Genomic DNA, 16,265 nt, shown 5'->3' with positions numbered 1-16,265 from the left:
GATAGAGTACGTGCTTAATCTATTTTTTCTGTTGCGAATATCCGCAATAGATAGGAGATCAGTTCATGTAACTTGAATTTATGAGTTCTATAGCCGATATAACAATCAGGACGGATAATAAATAATGAATCCGGATTCGCATGGTAAAGATTGGCAATCTTGGGATCTTTAGTAACAATGACCTCTAACCATTCACCATACTCTTCTTTAAGAGCTTGCTCTAGATCAGTACGTTCTTTAAAGAAGATGAGCAAGTGTTTGGTACTTTTTAAACCGTCGAGTAGATAGCTACCATTATCAAGTTGAGCATTGATGGCTCGCATACCAGGACTTGGACCAAGAATTTCTTTATCTTGTGAAGACATCTTAATAATATCGCTATTTTGATATTTCAATGCCTTGTGGGGGGGATAGTAATACTCTCCTCCAGACACATCCAATTGACGGCAACCCTTTAAAAAATAATACATCAGAGCGGGCGCATAAAGATTCGAGAATAATAGATTTTTAGCCCGTCCTTGCCTCTTTTCGCTAAGGTGAGGAAGAATATTCCCAATTTCGTGTTCTTTAGCCGTTATGAGGTATTTTGAGGCAGCCTTTTTGACTACAGGGATCAGCTTCCATGTTAAATTAAAAGCTGTATGGATATTGGAATTGATTCCTGTAAGATAAGAAAAATTCAGATTATTAGCTAAATTACCAACAAATAGAAAGTTGTTGTGGTCTGCAGGATACTGATGAAAAACAGATTTTATATGGTGATGTTCATCAGTAACAGCAAGATTATAATTATAAAGTAATTTCTGCTTTTGCTTTACTGATAAAGGGTAAGCGGTGTTGCTAAGACACAACTGTTTGGTACCTTTCTTGTGATTATAAAAAACGAAATTCAAGAAACTTTTTGAGTTGGGGACTAGGTGAATATGGCTTTCTTCGAAAGGTTCCCCTTCATCACAATCAACAAAAAGGACTTCTTTTGCTTGCTTCCGAGGCTTTAATTGATTTTTAAATAGATCGCGAATGTCAGGATCGCTATCAGCTTCGCTGGCAATCACCCATTTAGGGTTGTAAATTTCTCGATTTTCGAAATTTTGTGATGTTTTCGTACTCTCTATAAAAATACTATTGTCTACTAAGGTAACAGGACGTGTTCCCCAATGGATGGCTCCACCATTTTCCTCAAACTTACGAATCAGGTGTTTGGTGAACTCTTGATAAGAAGTGGATAAAGCAAACGGAAAACGTGATTCTGATGCTTGGTTAAACTTGAACAATACCGTACGTTTTTTCCAGTGATAACGAGCTCCGAAGAGTTTGTGCCCTTTTTCTACGAAATCATCGATCAAACCTGCATTGTCTAGAAGTTCTAAAGAAGAGCAGGATAAAACAACAGGCAGATCCCTAAAATCTATAAAATCGGGTTCGTCTGCAGAATCCCGATGGTCTATCACTTTTGCAAGAATGCCATGCTGAATGAGCATGTTTGCTAAAATGAGACCCGTGGGGTTGGCGCCTATGACTAATACATCTGTCATATCGATCTCTATGAGTAGAAGTAAATCCTAGTATAGGGAAAAGGATCTGATGAATCAAGCAGGGAATATTGTGAGAAAAGCTCACAAAGACCTTCCTTTCTGAGAAGTATTTGTAGAGATAGAAGCCAAAGTGAATACAGTCTATAGATGAATGGAGAAGTATGTAACGATATCTTGAATGATCTCTTGCATATGGGGAGAGGTGCCTAAATTGTGATCTGTATCGTTATAGATTTTAAACTCGGTATTCCCTGGAGCTGTATTTTTAAATAAGTCTCTTTGAGTTAAAGATACTAAGTTATCTTCTCTGCCCTGTAGATGTAAAATAGGGATCCTCGTAGGAAGAGAGTTCAAAACAATATGATCTTGAAGAGAGAGAAAATCCTTAACGTCTTCTTCGCAAATCACTAAAGGCGCAAGGCCAAATCCAAAGTCTTTTCCCAGGTTATCCACAATACTGGTATTGTTTTTCACCGACTCATACATTTCTTTAAATAAAATTGCTCCATCAGCAACTGGAGCCCAAAGGCTGATTGCACGAATCTGAAATTGGGAAGGACAGTAAAATTGTGCGAGGTGGAAAGCAGTGTGGCACCCTAGAGAGAAGGAGGCAATACCTAATCTAGAAGGATTCACTTCAGGATACTGTATTACCGTCTCAAGAATGTCCTCACCATTTTTGAGATAGGTTTTAATAGGTACTTCGATAGCAATGCCCTCGCTATTTCCGCACCCAGCCATGTCAAAACGTACACAAGCTATACCCATTTCAACTAAAGCTCGTGCGATCTTTCTATAAGATCCTGTCAAGCCACCCACGGTACTTCCTCGGAAGCCATGAAATAAAATGATGGTAGGATAACCACCTTCAGGCATAGGAGTCACGGGTAAGTGGAGCGTACCTACAAGGTTATGCTGACCACTTTGTATATTGACAGCTCGGCAGATTTCGTTTTTTGGAGTCTGTGTTCTGTTAATTACAAGCAAGCTCTCGGGGATTTCTGGAAATCCAGGGATTTTAACTGATTCAGCTTGAGATACATTAGCTACTATGAAAAATAAAAAAATAAAAGCGAATAGTTTGCTCATTTTAACTAACATGAAAAGCAACCTAATTAAAAGATAACTAAAATAAGGTTTTATATTTTTTTTGTCAATGTGTTGGGAAGGAAATGGGGCAAGAATATAGCAGAAGTGCGTTTTTTATAGAAAAAATTTAACGCTTTGCGGGTTTTGATTAGAAGATTCTTGTCTTTTCATCGAGTGAACGATACACTAGCCTCTATTTTATTTTAAAAAGATCTCTTTGTCAGGATATTATGCGGTACGATCCTAGTTTAATAGAAAAGAAGTGGCAGCAATTTTGGAAGGAACACAAAAGCTTTAAGGCAGACGAAACTGCCGATAAGCCTAAATATTATGTATTGGACATGTTCCCTTATCCTTCTGGAGCCGGCCTGCATGTCGGACATCTCATAGGTTATACCGCTACAGACATTGTCGCACGCTATAAGAGGGCTAAGGGATTTTCAGTTCTACATCCTATGGGTTGGGATAGTTTTGGCTTGCCTGCAGAACAATATGCAGTTAGAACAGGAACACATCCTAGGGAAACTACAAAAAAGAATATAGAGAATTTTAGAAAGCAACTTTCAGCTATGGGATTTTCCTATGACGAGGCGAGAGAGTTTGCTACTAGTGACCCTGAGTACTATCGTTGGACTCAAAAACTCTTTCTCTTTTTGTATGAAAAGGGGCTGGCCTATATGGCAGATATGGCAGTCAACTATTGTGAAGAGTTAGGGACTGTTTTAGCTAATGAAGAAGTAGAGAATGGTTTATCCATAGAGGGAGGGTATCCCGTAGAGCGTAGAATGTTGCGCCAGTGGATTTTACGTATTACAGCGTATGCAGATCAGCTATTGCAGGGTTTAGAGGATTTAGATTGGCCAGAAAACGTCAAACAGCTTCAAAGAAATTGGATAGGGAAGTCAGAAGGGGCTCTCCTACGTTTTGTAGTAGATAAAGACAAGTGTTTAGAAGTATTTACTACACGTCCCGATACCCTATGTGGTGTATCGTTTCTCGTCATGGCTCCAGAACATCCTGAGATACAGCAACTCGTTTCTGAGGAACAACGTAGTGCTGTAGAAAGCTATATTCGCTGTGCACAAAGTAAAAGCGAACGTGAACGTATAAGTGAAACTAAGGTAAAAAGCGGAGTATTTACAGGAGCCTATGCTAAGCACGCGATCACAGGTGCTGCTTTACCTATCTGGGTTTCCGATTACGTGATCATGGGATATGGTTCCGGAGTGGTGATGGGCGTCCCTGCTCATGATGAGAGAGACAGAGAGTTTGCTAACGCATTTGCTCTACCTATTGATGAGGTTCTCGATGAAAATGAACATTGTATCAATAGTAACCATGGGGATTTTCTTCTCAACGGCCTGCAAGGCAAAGAAGCTAGCGATTATGTGATTGCTTATTTGCAAAAGAGGAATTTGGGAGAAGCTAAAGTGATGTATAAGCTGCATGATTGGCTATTTTCTCGCCAAAGGTATTGGGGAGAGCCAATTCCCATTATTCATTTTGAAGATGGGACATGCCGTCCTTTAGAAGATGATGAACTTCCTTTACTGCCTCCCGAAATTCAAGACTACCGCCCCAAGGGTTTTGGTCAAGGGCCCTTGGCAAAGGTAAAAGAGTGGGTAGATATTCATGATGTAAAGACTCAGCGTCCGGGAAGACGTGAAACACATACTATGCCTCAGTGGGCAGGATCTTGCTGGTATTACTTGCGTTTTTGTGATGCGCATAATTCTCAAGCACCTTGGTCTCATGAAAATGAACGCTACTGGATGCCTGTGGATCTGTATATTGGAGGTGCAGAACACGCGGTTTTGCACTTACTATATTCTCGCTTTTGGCATCGGGTGTTTTATGAAGCCGGCTTGGTCTCGACGCCAGAACCCTTTAAAAAGTTAATCAATCAAGGTTTAGTTCTTGCGACATCGTACCGGATTCCTGGTAAGGGGTATGTTCACCCTGAAGATGCTCGAGAGGATAACGGCAAATGGACAACGGCTTCTGGAGAAGAATTAGAAGTCCGTCAGGAAAAGATGTCGAAGTCTAAGTTAAATGGAGTGGATCCTCAAATCCTAATAGATGAGTTCGGAGCTGATGCGTTGCGTATGTATGCGATGTTTTCAGGACCGTTAGATAAAAACAAGCTGTGGTGTAATCAGGGTGTTTCAGGCTGTAGGCGCTTTTTAAATCGTTTTTATGAGTTAGCTACTTCATCTGCTGTTCAAGATATTGATGATCCTAAGGGAATGGCTCTTGCGCACAGACTCGTACATAAGGTTGGGGAAGATATAGAAAAAATGTCTTTAAATACGATACCATCTTCTTTTATGGAATTCATCAATGAATTCGCAAAGCTTGATACTTATTCTAAATCTGCTTTGTCTATGGTTGTGCGTGCTTTAGCTCCTATAGCTCCTCATATCAGTGAGGAATTGTGGACAGTTTTGGGCTACGCTCCCGGTATCGACAATGCAGGGTGGCCAGAAGTAGACCCGAAATATTTAGAAGATACTTCCGTAACATTTGTAATACAGGTCAATGGAAAGTTAAGAGCGCGTTTAGATATGGATAAGAACACTTCACAAGAAGACATCTTGTCCGCAGCAAGAGAGTCCGTCGCTAAATATCTAGAAGATAAAGAAATTAAAAAAGAAGTTTTTGTTCCTAATAGATTGGTGAATTTCGTTCTATGATCAAAGGTCGACGTACTAAGCTGCATACTTTCCTCTACGATTGTTTTTTAATCTTCGCATTTATGGTGGGGCTTCCTAGAATTCTTTATAAGAGATTCGTTCATGGGAAGTATACCAAGTCATTAGGTATTCGTTTTGGTTTTAAGAAACCAGAAGTGCCAGGAACGGGACCCGTAGCTTGGTTTCATGGAGCTTCTGTAGGTGAGACAGCTCTCCTTCTTCCCTTATTAAAACAGTTCATGAAAGATTATCCGGAATGGCGTTGTGTTGTGACTTCTTGTACCGAATCAGGACATGAGAATGCTCACAGGTTGTTTGGACCTCTCGGAGTAACAACTTTTATTTTACCTTTAGATTTAAGCATAATCATTAAACCTGTTGTTCGAGCTATCGCACCATCTTTAGTAGTTTTTTCTGAGGGAGACTGTTGGCTGAATTTTATTGAAGAGGCCAAAAGGCTCGGTGCTACTGCCATTATTATTAATGGGAAGCTTTCAGCTAATTCTTGTAAACGGTTCACCATTTTAAAACGTTTTGGTAGAAACTATTTTTCCCCTATAGACGGCTTTTTACTACAAGATGAGCAGCATAAAGCACGTTTTTTGCAGCTGGGTGTTGATAAAGAGAAAATAGAAGTTACTGGAAATATCAAGACGTATACAGAAACCATATCTGAAAATAGCCAGCGAGATTATTGGAGAGAAAAATTACAATTAACTCAAGATACAGAATTGCTTGTTTTAGGTTCTGTACATCCTAAAGATGTTGAGGTTTGGCTTCCTGCAGTCCGTGCATTACGTAGAAATTTAAAAGTTCTTTGGGTACCTCGACATATTGAGAGATCCAAAGAATTAGAAGGCCTCTTGATTAAAGAAAATATTTCTTATGGTTTGTGGAGTCAAGAAGCGACATTTGCTCAGCATGACGCCATTATTGTCGATGCTATTGGTTGGTTAAAACAATTGTATTCTGCTGCTGATCTTGCTTTTGTAGGGGGTACATTTGATGATAGGATAGGCGGGCATAATTTATTAGAGCCGTTACAATGTGGTGTGCCGTTAATTTTTGGCCCACACATCCAATCCCAGTCAGATTTAGCAGAGCGTCTGTTGTCCATGGGTGCAGGGTGTTGTTTAGACAAGGCAAATATCGTCGAAGTGATTACATTTTTATTAGATCATCCTGAAGAGAGAGCAGCTTATATTCAGAAAGGTGAGATGTTTTTACATGAGGAGAAAGTCGCTTTTGATCGCACCTGGGAATCTTTTAAACGATATATCCCTTGTGCAAAAATATAGAGCTTTGCTAAAGTCTTTTATCTATCGCGGGATAGAGTAGTGGTCATCTCGTTGGGCTCATAACCCAAAGGTCGGAGGTTCGAATCCTTCTCCCGCTATTAATTTTACCATCTAGTGTGGCGGTATAGCTCAGATGGTTAGAGCAGCAGAATCATAATCTGCGAGTCGTTGGTTCAAGTCCGACTACCGCTAATTTTCTTCTATAAGCATCTTTTTAGAGAGTGGTTTCTGAAGTGGCCAGATAGTTGCCTTGGCAAAGGTGCTTATTTTTCTCTATGTTTTATTTCCCCATAACAATGTTAGTGGTCGTTGATCTATGAGTCGTTCTTCACCAAAATATTGTAATGGCCCCGGAAAAGAATACATATCTTTCATCAAGCAAGTATCACTTTGATTTAAAAGGTATTGAACTTCCGGAGCATTTGGATTTACAGAATCTGTTTTAATTACAGGGATTTCTTCACCTAAGCGTTGTTCCAATTGCATCATTTTATATAAAGGCGTAGCCCCACCACTCCATTCGCTATAAGGGAGAGCCAGGTTGTTGATAGTTACCATATAACCTGTCCGTTGTCTGACAAGGAAAAGAGCAGAAACAATGCCTAAGGCGAGTCCGTAATTGGCATCGAAATTTGAAGGGAATCCTGCACGCGACTCATAGCCAAAAAAGTGATTCACAGATTGGAATTCCATTTTTGGTTCTATTTTTTGGATTTCTTTTTTTATTAGAGCAGCTAAGAGTTCCTCTGTAGCAATTTTAGAGACCCGTACATTCCCATAAGAATCCCTAGCGATCAGTAGTTGCTGAGCAATTTCTGTAGGTAGAGCAGAAAATGTCTTTAAAGACTCTGGAGAAAGTTGTTTATTTACATTATCAAAGTTGAGGGTATTGTCTAAAAGCAAAACATTGAGTTCATTGATGAGTTTCTTTGTATCGAATATATGCTCAAGCAACCCTTCAGGAATCAGTATCGTACTATAATTTTTCCCAGATCTGTAGCGATTCACTAAGCCCATAGCGAGATGTTCACTAAGCTTTTGTAGGGAAATCTTTCTCATAGCGAGATGTTCGCTAATGAGGGTGATATTAGGTAAAGTCTGTAGACCACATTCTAAAGTTGTGTAAGAAGCTTTTTGTCCCATAAGACGGACAAAATGATGGTACTTTTTTATGGATAGAGCGTCTTTTTCTAAATTTCCGATCATTTCTGAGTAAATGCGACAGGAAGTATGAAACCCTAAGGGGGTCTCAATCCAGAAGTTTTTTAGATCTCCATCAATAGTTTTTGGCACCCCAATGATGGGGATATGGCAATTATTCTTGAGGAAATACTCCGCGAGCATGGCTGTATCGGTATTAGAATCATTCCCTCCTATAATCAGTAGACCATCAAGTTTGAGCTTTTTTACAGTAGTAAGAATGGTGCTTTTTTGTTCCTTGGTTTTGATTTTCTCTTTACTTGAAGAGAGCATGTCAAAACCCCCGACATTGTAATAGTCGTAGATCACAGAGATATCGAGATCTTTATATAAACCACGTGTTAATCCTAAAGGGCCTTGGATAAACCCAAAAAGTTTTGTTTTAGGGTTAAAGGCGCGCAGTCCTTCGAATAGCCCTATAACAACGTTGTGGCCTCCGGGAGCCTGACCCCCAGAAAGTAATACCCCAATCTTCAAAGGTTGGGAAGGCTTTGCTTTTCCCTTTTCAATAGTGACTTCAGGGATATTGCACAAATAAGGAATATGTTCTTGAAGATCTTTAGGAACCTGAGGAGAGGCTGTAGAGACAGAGTCTACAATGTGCAGAGATGTGATACCCTGTAAAAATCTTAAGGTTTCCGGACGGTAGTGCAAACGTTGCAATTCAAAGTAACTTTTATTTACAGAGAGAAGCTCCACAGGTAGTTCCTAGGGAATAAGTTGATGTTTTAGCCATTGTACAAGTTCCGATAACATAGAGCAAGACTGAGGAATATGGTGGCCCGTATGGGGATAGACGCGTATCTCATAAGGATTGGGTTTGTGACTGATAGCCTCAGAGAAGATTTTTTGGTGATGTAACGATACGACGTTATCATCTTCTCCTTGCATGTAGAGTATAGATAGAGAATCAGAAAATCTCGGGATTTCCTTAGTTACATCCATGTCAATGAATTGGGAACAGAACGTTTTGTTGATGCGCATACCTCCATAAAAAATATCTTCTGAGGATGGTGAATGTGTAATTAGGTTATTGGGAAGATGAACAGCTTCTTGTAGCCATACAGCCCCTTGAATGGTCGGTGCCCATACTGCAAGGCTTTTTACATAGTGTAGGGTAGACATATTTAACAAAGATAAAGTCGCTCCCAATGAAGAACCAAAAACCGCGATATTTTTTGTATCGATATGGTTTAAGCCATAGCCGTGAGAAATAATTTCATTGGCACTTAAGACATAGTCGCTGAACGAGAAGTCATAGGGATCGCCTTCTGCATCTCCATGTCCCGGAAAATCCACACGTAAAACTGCAATGCTACATTTTGACAATTTTTCGGCAAGGCGTACGTGCAGGCGTTTAGAACCTATTTTACTTGAGGCTAATCCATGCAGGGTAATGACCAAAGGATAGGGAGGAGACACCTGTGCAGGTATATGGAGAACACCAAAAGTGGTAATGTTATTGAGGATGTTAAATGTAATCACATGACGATGTTCGTGTTTATGGCATGTAGTGCTCATTCCGTTGTACTTTCCCTAGGTTGAAGACGGTATTTATGCGTAAATTTAATTTTTTAAAAAGAATTCGTCGATAATAAACTCCACTTTCTTATGGCATCATCGTGTGATATCGCGAGTGGAAATTAATAATCACAGTCAGGGATTTCCATACATATAGAACACCTTTTTTGCCATTCATTATGATTGAGGAGGAGAGTAAGAGGAGGAAAATGATCGGAATGAGAGTTTGGTGGGGTGTCAATCTGTAATGGTCCTAAAACACGATAAGAATCTTCTAGAGCCCATATCTTTCTATAGAGTTTAAACTTCACAAAAGCAGGACTGCTAATATCAATTAAACTCTTTTTTATCAGAGGTTTTATAGTTCCATCCGACTTTTTCTTTGTTGTGAACATTTTTACAATAGGCATAGCGCGTAGCCGCCATTTATCTACAATATTGATAAGTGATTCGATGACAGTGAGGTAGCCGTTGCAGCGATTATAAGTAAGAACTCCTGCGCCATAGCCTAAGGCGTAGCTGTAGGTATTATCGAATTTTGTTGGTAAGCAGGACCTTCCCTCATAACCTAAAAAATGAGAAATCGCATTAAACGGAACATTTTTAAAATGTTTCTTCAGGTGGTTATCTACGAGGTGGATAAGCAATTTGTCCACGCTGATTTTAGATACATAGACGTTCCCGTGAGCATCACGATCATTCAGGAGTTGTTTAGCGATAGTTTCCGGGAAGCTTTTTAGTAATTTTTGAGATTCTCGGGATAGAGAAGAAAATTTATCAGCATGCTCAGGGATTCTTTCGATTTCTTTCACCAGGTTGTTAATCTCGGGGATGAATTCGATAATGCCTTCAGGAATAAGAATGATGCCGTAGTATTTCCCCATAGCGGCTCTATCAGCAATGATGGAACAGACTTTATGGATGATCGTATTTAGAGGAACATTCTTTTCTGCGATTTCTTCTCCTATAAGAGTGATATTTGGATGTGTTTGTAGAGTGCATTCTAAAGCAATGTGCGATGCAGAGCGGCCCATCAGCTTGATCACGTGGTAATGCGCTTTGCAAGATAGCGTATCTCTAGAAATGTTGCTAATAATCGAGGAATAGAATTTTGTTGCTGAATCAAATCCAAAGGTGAGGTCTAAAAATAGGTGTTGAAGATCACCATCAATAGTTTTAGGGACGCCTACAACGCACGTTTTAGGATGATGCTGAGAAAAGTATTCTGCTAGGATAGCAGTTGCTGTATTCGAACCATCACCGCCAATAATGACCAAACCATCCAGGTCTAAAGCCTGTACTGTTTTTAAACATACAGCTTTATTTTCTTCCGTGATGATATTTGTTCTTCCTGTGCCTATGCAGTTGAATCCTCCGGAATTTTTGAAACACTCCATGAATTCTTCGGTAATTTCTATTGTATGATTATTTAGAATCCCCTGGCCGTTATTAAGAAAACCGATGAGCGAACTGTCGGGATGAATTTTCTTTAAGCTGTGAAGTAATCCCCAAATAACGTTATGACCTCCGGGAGCGGGACCTCCCGATAGCATCACACCGACTTTTAGTGGGCGAACAGGTTGGTCAGGAGTTCCTGAAGTAAATTTTAGGTAAGGACTGTCATAGGTATTAGGGAAAAGCTTCGCAACGTCGGCATCAAACTTAGGGGAAAATCGTAAATCATTTGTTGGAATCAAAGAGGGGAATTTTTGTAGTTCCCTGGGGAGTGGCGGGGTGCCTGGGATAACTACGTCATTGAGATCATTGGAGTTCGATTGCATAACAGTTAATGGATACAGTATTTTCGTAAATTCGCTGTGTTTTTCTTTATCGAATAAAAGAAAACCTTCTGGTTAGAAGGTTTTCTTTCTCGCTGTTTGAGGAATATTTCTTAGATAAGACCAAGAATTTTCCACCACAGGCTGCCGATACCTACCCAAATGGCAATATTGACAATACTGAGAATAAAACCAGATTGCCACCAATCCTTAATAGAAACGAGTTGTGATCCAAAGTATAGGGGTGCCGGTCCCGAACCATAGTGAGTGAGTCCTCCAAACAGGTTACTGGAAAAAGCGAGTACTAAACAGGCGAAAATGGGGTTGGTCCCTAAAGCGATGGAAACAGCGAGAAATACAGGAAACATGGCGCCGATGTGCGCTGTGTTACTTGCAAATAGGTAATGTGAGTAAAAGTACATCAAGAATAGAATAGGGAAGCCAATTTTCCAAGATAGTCCTGCAACTCCTGCGGCTACGCTATCTCCAATGAGGGGAATGAAACCCAATTGATTGAGGAACGATGCCATCATAATCAGAGCCCCGAACCAAATAAATGTTTCCCAGGCAGTGGTATTGGCCATGACATCTTTATGCCAATCTAAAATATTTGTCAGGATGAGCAGTGATAGGCCAATTAATGCTGCTGTAGTCGCTGATATTCTTAGTAGGTCTCCGAATGTCCATAGAACAACAAGCAAAGTAAAAATCATCAAGATGATCTTTTCTCCTTTTTTCAAAGGGCCCATTTCTTTAAGACGTAATTTTGCTGTGCGAATGGCTTCCTCACAAGAGGTAATTGTCGGTGGGTAGAGCTTATAAAGGACGATAGGCATCAGCACTAAACTCAATAATCCGGGGAATACGGCTGCCTTTGCCCATGTTGCCCAAGTCAGTGCTATGCCTGCATTGCTTGCTAAAGCGGCTAATAAAGGGTTACCGGCCATAGCAGTTAGAAACATGGCACTGGTAATTACAGAACTTTGATAAGCAACTTTGATTAGGAAGGAGCCGATCAGGCTTTCTGTTCCTTTTTCTGCGGAGCTTCCGAAAGATTCTGATAGCCCCATCACTACGGGATAGAGAATCCCCCCGGATCGTGCTGTAACACTAGGAATCGCAGGCGCTAATAGAAAATCTGTAATGACCAACCCATAGCTTAAGCCCAGAGGATTTTTCCCTAAGATACTTACAAAAAAGTAAGCCACGCGTTCTCCGAGACCGGTTTTAATAATGCCTTTGGCTATGGAAAAGGATAGAAAGACCAACCAAGCTATAGGATCATGAAATCCCGATAGACCCTGTTCTAGGGTTAGTGTTTGCGTAAGTAGCAGTGTAGAAATCCCGATAATGACTATGGCTCCCATAGGCACGGGCTGCAGGATAATACCTAAAATTGTCGTTGTGAATACAGCGAATAGATGCCAAGCGTTAGGATTGATTGCTTCGGGATGAGGACAAAACCATATGCCTAAGAGTACAAATGTGAGAAATAAAAGAGACAGGAATCGTTTTTGTTTTTTCACTTGGGACCTCTTTGCGTTATAGTCTGTTGGAAAATCCCGAGAGGGTTTAAGGCTCTATAGGAAAATCTTCGAGCCATTTTTCCATTTCTTCTAGGGTGTCGTTAATGAGTTCTGGTGAGGACAAAAGTTCCTGAAGACAGGACTCAATAGTTTCTTCATTTATGATATTTATTACATCTTCCATGCTTATGAAAGTTATATCTACAAGACCGGCATCAAAAGCTTTGCTAATCGGGTAGAATAATTCCCCGGGATACAAAGCGCATATAGCAGCAATGAGACTATCCCAAGCAAAAGAACGAATTTTTTCTAATCTGTAGTTTAGCAGTTCTCCAAAATAACGGATAGTTGCCTCTCTAGAGATTTTTTTTATTCCTACAAGATGCACAAGACTAGAAATTCCTGCGGCTTTTACATAAGGATTAATGCCTGGGGATTCGATAAGCTCTTTAATTAAAGATTCATCATCACATACGCTGGCAAGGATCCTTGAGAGATCTTCAGTAAGCACATCACCAGCAATGGCATGAGGTGTATCATCAGAGTAAGAAAAGAGCTTAATAATTAATGGAAGAGCTCGAGTTTCTCGAAACTGTGCTAGCAAATACATAGCATAAAGATGCCCTTGATAGCTGCCGTCGTTGATTAACTCTGGCACGCGTTCTGTAGCGTCTTCAAGAATTTGCAGCAGGTAGGGAGTGATTTGTGCATGTTTGACGATCGCAGCTTCTATAGCCTCTCTGGGAAGTATCCCTTCATCGTAAGCGAGGTCTTCCAAGATATGAGAAATTTCCATCGTCAATGATGCTCCATGCTAACGGCGGTTAGTTTGATTCGTAGCACGCCCAACTTCTTCCTGTCAACGATTTACACGTCATGCCTAAAGGACTCAATAACGGTTTTCCTACGTTATTGAGTCGTAGATCTTTAGGTGGTTTGGTAAGACTGTTTGTATCCTTGTCCTTGTTGCTTTACAAACATCTAATTTCAGGCAAATCATAAAATGAGCGTGGATCGCAGTATACATAACTTTTCACATACTACAAAGAACTTTAGGTTTTCAGGCAGTGTCGAATTTTTTGTTTAGTTTTTAAATGAGTACTTTCTCATGAGACGTATAGCTATGGTTACATTCGGTATCTTCTAGGGAAAATAGGGGGATAGCATCCAAAAGTTCTTGGGTTTTTTGATGTTTAGGATCGGTGAAAATTTTTTCTCTAGGTGCGTATTCTACAAGAGATCCTTTATCCATAACAGCAATGGTGTTTGCAATATAGTATGCTGCTGACATGTCGTGGGTAATGAATAGAAGAGTGCTTTCACATTGCTGTTTTATTGTTTGGAAAAGTTCTAAGATGAGTGATTGATTTAGGGTGTCTAGAGCGGATATGGGCTCGTCGCAAATAAGGAGATCAGGCTCACAAACTAAAGCTTTTGCAATTGCCACGCGTTGTTTTTGGCCTCCACTCAGCTTATGAGGTTTTAATCGTAATACTGATAAAGGTAAGTTAACGAGACGTAAGACACTCAGGATTTTTTCTTTTTGTTTTTCTTTAGAGTAGGTGCCTATGATATGGAGAGGTTCTAAAATGAGGTCTTCAACACTCATTGTAGGATTTAAGCTCGAGTGTATGTCTTGCCAGACAATTTGTACGGTTTTTGCCTTGGGTGTTTTAGGGTCAACGTGAAAGGTAATTGTCCCTTGATTGGGCTGCATGAGTCCTAAAATGGCCAAAGCTAGAGACGACTTTCCTGAACCACTCGCACCGACAACAGTCAGACATTCTCCTTTTTTGAGGTCTAGGTTAATGTCATTGAGAATGACTTGCTTCCTAATGGCAATGGATAGATTCTTTATAGTAATTAAGTTAGTCATATATTGTCTGTGGAGTATCTGTATTTCTTAAATTTTCGAGCTTTGCCTTTAAAATAGGCGAAGAGCAAGCAGTTAGGGGAATTTTTGATACAGCTTTCAGAAGACGTTTTGTATAAGGGTGCTGTGGAGAAGAGAAGATCTCTTTTACACTGCCTGTTTCTACAAGTTGGCCATCTTTAATAATGGCGATGTCATCACAAAGTTCTGTGACTAAAGCGAGATTATGCGTAACTAACAACATGGCGGTATGATGTTCTTTATGCACTTTACGCAATATACGTAATATCTGAGCCTGAGACACAGAATCCAGAGCTGTTGTTGGCTCATCAGCAAGAATAAGTTCAGGAGAGCTCGCAAGAGATATCGCAATTACGGTACGTTGTCGCATACCTCCACTTAATTCAAAAGGATAAAGGTGAAAACATCGTTCAGGATTCGGGATACATACGCTTGTGAGTAATTCTAAAGCTTTTGCATACGCTTCTTTTTTTGTGATGGGATTATGTTGTCGTAAGGTTTCTACAATTTGTGCTCCTATACGCATAGATGGCGTAAGAGATCCAAGGGCATTTTGCAGTACTGTCGCTATTTTCTTCCCGCGGATCTTTTGAAATTTTTTATAGGACAGGGTTTTTAAATTCGTATTTTCAAAGAAGATATTTCCTTCTAAGATTTCACAGTTATCTGGAAGGAAACCTAGAATCGCTTTAGTAATTGTTGTTTTTCCTGAGCCATTTTCACCAACTAACGCTAGGCTATGCCGTTTTTTAATGGAAAGGCTGAGATTATCTATGAGCAATCTACGTGGATTGTTTGAGGCTATCGTAAGATTTTGTATGTTGAGTAAGGTATCAGCCATGAGAATTTTCCTCGATGAATAGTGCTTTTGCTCCTTCCCCGATGAGGTTAAAGCTTATCGAGAGTGTAATCATGAAAAATGAGGGAAAGAAAAATAACCATGGGTAGTAGTCAATAGCGTTGATACCTTCTTTGACTAATGTTCCTAGACTGGCTTGAGGAGGTTGGATACCTAAACCTAAAAAACTAATAAACGCTTCTGTATAAATGGCTCCAGGAATAGTGAAGATCAATGTGGAGATGATCGGAGTGAGCGTGTTAGGAAGTAAATGTTTTCTGAGAATGTGAAATGTAGAGGCATTCATCGTCTTTGCGGAAAGCACAAATTCTTTATTTTCTAATAATAAAAATTGTCCGTAGATAATGCGTGCTATAGGTATCCACCCCGTCAGTGTCATAGCAAGAATCAAAGGAAGGATTCCGTGATCAAAAATCACAAGAAGAAGAATAATGACGGGGATTCTAGGAATGGAAAATAAGATTTCCGTCATGCGCATCATGAGGAAAGCCACTTTTTTCCCTGAAGATAATGCTACTGTAGACCAAAACAGTCCTACGAAGACATCGATAAGGGTGGCCGTAACCGCAATAAGCAGGGACAGGCGTAAACCTTGAACCGTTCTTGCTAGCATGCAACGCCCTAGAGAATCGGTCCCAAAAGGAAACATACTTCCCGGTGATTGTAGGGTGTATTCTAGAGATGTCTGTTCGTAATTAGGGTAAATCCATGGAAGAAGAACAGCTCCTATGATTAAGGTGGTTAGCAATGAAGCTCCTACCATAAACATGGTATTTCCTGTCATACGTTGCCATAGAGTGGGTTGAGAAGAGTTTAAAGGAATGTCCATGAAGTTTTTCAATAGCCTTATTTATTTCTTTTAGTTTCTGTTT

Annotated in this window: 12 protein-coding genes and 2 tRNA genes; 4 read left to right on the top strand and 10 right to left on the bottom strand. The window is 40.1% G+C overall.

Annotated elements, in window-relative coordinates:
* Positions 1 to 14: 14 nt before the first annotated feature.
* Together CHAB577_RS03105 and CHAB577_RS03100 are read right to left on the bottom strand one after the other, a co-directional pair.
* Positions 15 to 1,535, bottom strand: a complete 1,521-nt coding sequence (locus tag CHAB577_RS03105; RefSeq protein ID WP_011097183.1) for an FAD-dependent oxidoreductase — start codon at positions 1,533 to 1,535, stop codon at positions 15 to 17.
* Between the two features lie 141 nt (positions 1,536 to 1,676).
* Positions 1,677 to 2,624: an alpha/beta hydrolase gene (locus CHAB577_RS03100; protein WP_006344209.1), complete on the bottom strand. Its 948-nt coding sequence runs from the start codon at positions 2,622 to 2,624 to the stop codon at positions 1,677 to 1,679.
* Positions 2,625 to 2,854: 230 nt separating this feature from the next.
* Between CHAB577_RS03100 and leuS the strand changes: the two genes are divergently transcribed.
* The 4 genes from leuS to CHAB577_RS03080 all read left to right on the top strand — a co-directional run bounded on the left by leuS (position 2,855) and on the right by CHAB577_RS03080 (position 6,807).
* Entirely contained in the window at positions 2,855 to 5,317 is a 2,463-nt protein-coding gene (gene leuS / locus CHAB577_RS03095; protein ID WP_011097182.1) for a leucine--tRNA ligase, read from the top strand.
* Complete coding sequence (gene waaA / locus CHAB577_RS03090) at positions 5,314 to 6,615, top strand: lipid IV(A) 3-deoxy-D-manno-octulosonic acid transferase (protein WP_082047644.1); 1,302 nt, start codon at positions 5,314 to 5,316, stop codon at positions 6,613 to 6,615. Before leuS ends, waaA begins: the two co-directional genes overlap by 4 nt.
* Positions 6,616 to 6,640: 25 nt before the next feature.
* Positions 6,641 to 6,713: transfer RNA gene (locus CHAB577_RS03085), tRNA-Met, on the top strand.
* 20 nt (positions 6,714 to 6,733) lie between these two features.
* Positions 6,734 to 6,807 (top strand) — tRNA-Met (locus tag CHAB577_RS03080).
* 81 nt (positions 6,808 to 6,888) lie between these two features.
* On the opposite strand, the gene CHAB577_RS03075 is transcribed toward CHAB577_RS03080, so the two are convergent.
* The 8 genes from CHAB577_RS03075 to CHAB577_RS03040 form a co-directional block, all read right to left on the bottom strand.
* Positions 6,889 to 8,514 (bottom strand): diphosphate--fructose-6-phosphate 1-phosphotransferase, encoded by a 1,626-nt coding sequence (locus CHAB577_RS03075; RefSeq protein WP_011097180.1) that lies wholly within the window; start codon positions 8,512 to 8,514, stop codon positions 6,889 to 6,891.
* Positions 8,515 to 8,523: 9 nt separating this feature from the next.
* Complete coding sequence (locus CHAB577_RS03070) at positions 8,524 to 9,336, bottom strand: alpha/beta hydrolase (RefSeq protein WP_041461333.1); 813 nt, start codon at positions 9,334 to 9,336, stop codon at positions 8,524 to 8,526.
* 122 nt (positions 9,337 to 9,458) lie between these two features.
* Complete coding sequence (locus tag CHAB577_RS03065) at positions 9,459 to 11,117, bottom strand: diphosphate--fructose-6-phosphate 1-phosphotransferase (RefSeq protein WP_011097178.1); 1,659 nt, start codon at positions 11,115 to 11,117, stop codon at positions 9,459 to 9,461.
* 110 nt (positions 11,118 to 11,227) lie between these two features.
* Entirely contained in the window at positions 11,228 to 12,640 is a 1,413-nt protein-coding gene (locus tag CHAB577_RS03060; RefSeq protein ID WP_011097177.1) for an anion permease, read from the bottom strand.
* A 46-nt stretch (positions 12,641 to 12,686) separates the two neighbouring features.
* A complete protein-coding gene (locus CHAB577_RS03055) occupies positions 12,687 to 13,442 on the bottom strand; it encodes a DUF1186 domain-containing protein (RefSeq protein ID WP_006344202.1) in 756 nt (251 codons plus the stop codon).
* Between the two features lie 288 nt (positions 13,443 to 13,730).
* Positions 13,731 to 14,516, bottom strand: a complete 786-nt coding sequence (locus CHAB577_RS03050; protein ID WP_011097176.1) for an ABC transporter ATP-binding protein — start codon at positions 14,514 to 14,516, stop codon at positions 13,731 to 13,733.
* Positions 14,509 to 15,375: an ABC transporter ATP-binding protein gene (locus CHAB577_RS03045; protein ID WP_011097175.1), complete on the bottom strand. Its 867-nt coding sequence runs from the start codon at positions 15,373 to 15,375 to the stop codon at positions 14,509 to 14,511. The genes CHAB577_RS03050 and CHAB577_RS03045 overlap by 8 nt, the downstream gene beginning before the upstream one ends.
* Positions 15,368 to 16,222, bottom strand: coding sequence for an ABC transporter permease (locus CHAB577_RS03040; protein WP_041461332.1), 855 nt, complete (start codon positions 16,220 to 16,222; stop codon positions 15,368 to 15,370). The genes CHAB577_RS03045 and CHAB577_RS03040 overlap by 8 nt, the downstream gene beginning before the upstream one ends.
* Positions 16,223 to 16,265: the final 43 nt, after the last annotated feature.

The sequence above is a fragment of the Chlamydia abortus genome, from assembly GCF_002895085.1.
Lineage (GTDB): Bacteria > Chlamydiota > Chlamydiia > Chlamydiales > Chlamydiaceae > Chlamydia > Chlamydia abortus.
This window is presented reverse-complemented; position numbering and strand designations above follow the sequence as displayed.

Excerpts from the sequence above, each read along its gene's own strand:
- CHAB577_RS03105 (WP_011097183.1), bottom strand. The coding sequence starts at position 1,535 with ATGACAGATGTATTAGTCATAGGCGCCAACCCCACGGGTCTCATTTTA.
- CHAB577_RS03100 (WP_006344209.1), bottom strand. The coding sequence starts at position 2,624 with ATGAGCAAACTATTCGCTTTTATTTTTTTATTTTTCATAGTAGCTAAT.
- leuS (WP_011097182.1), top strand. The coding sequence starts at position 2,855 with ATGCGGTACGATCCTAGTTTAATAGAAAAGAAGTGGCAGCAATTTTGG.
- waaA (WP_082047644.1), top strand. The coding sequence starts at position 5,314 with ATGATCAAAGGTCGACGTACTAAGCTGCATACTTTCCTCTACGATTGT.
- CHAB577_RS03070 (WP_041461333.1), bottom strand. The coding sequence starts at position 9,336 with ATGAGCACTACATGCCATAAACACGAACATCGTCATGTGATTACATTT.
- CHAB577_RS03065 (WP_011097178.1), bottom strand. The coding sequence starts at position 11,117 with ATGCAATCGAACTCCAATGATCTCAATGACGTAGTTATCCCAGGCACC.
- CHAB577_RS03050 (WP_011097176.1), bottom strand. The coding sequence starts at position 14,516 with ATGACTAACTTAATTACTATAAAGAATCTATCCATTGCCATTAGGAAG.
- CHAB577_RS03045 (WP_011097175.1), bottom strand. The coding sequence starts at position 15,375 with ATGGCTGATACCTTACTCAACATACAAAATCTTACGATAGCCTCAAAC.
- CHAB577_RS03040 (WP_041461332.1), bottom strand. The coding sequence starts at position 16,222 with ATGGACATTCCTTTAAACTCTTCTCAACCCACTCTATGGCAACGTATG.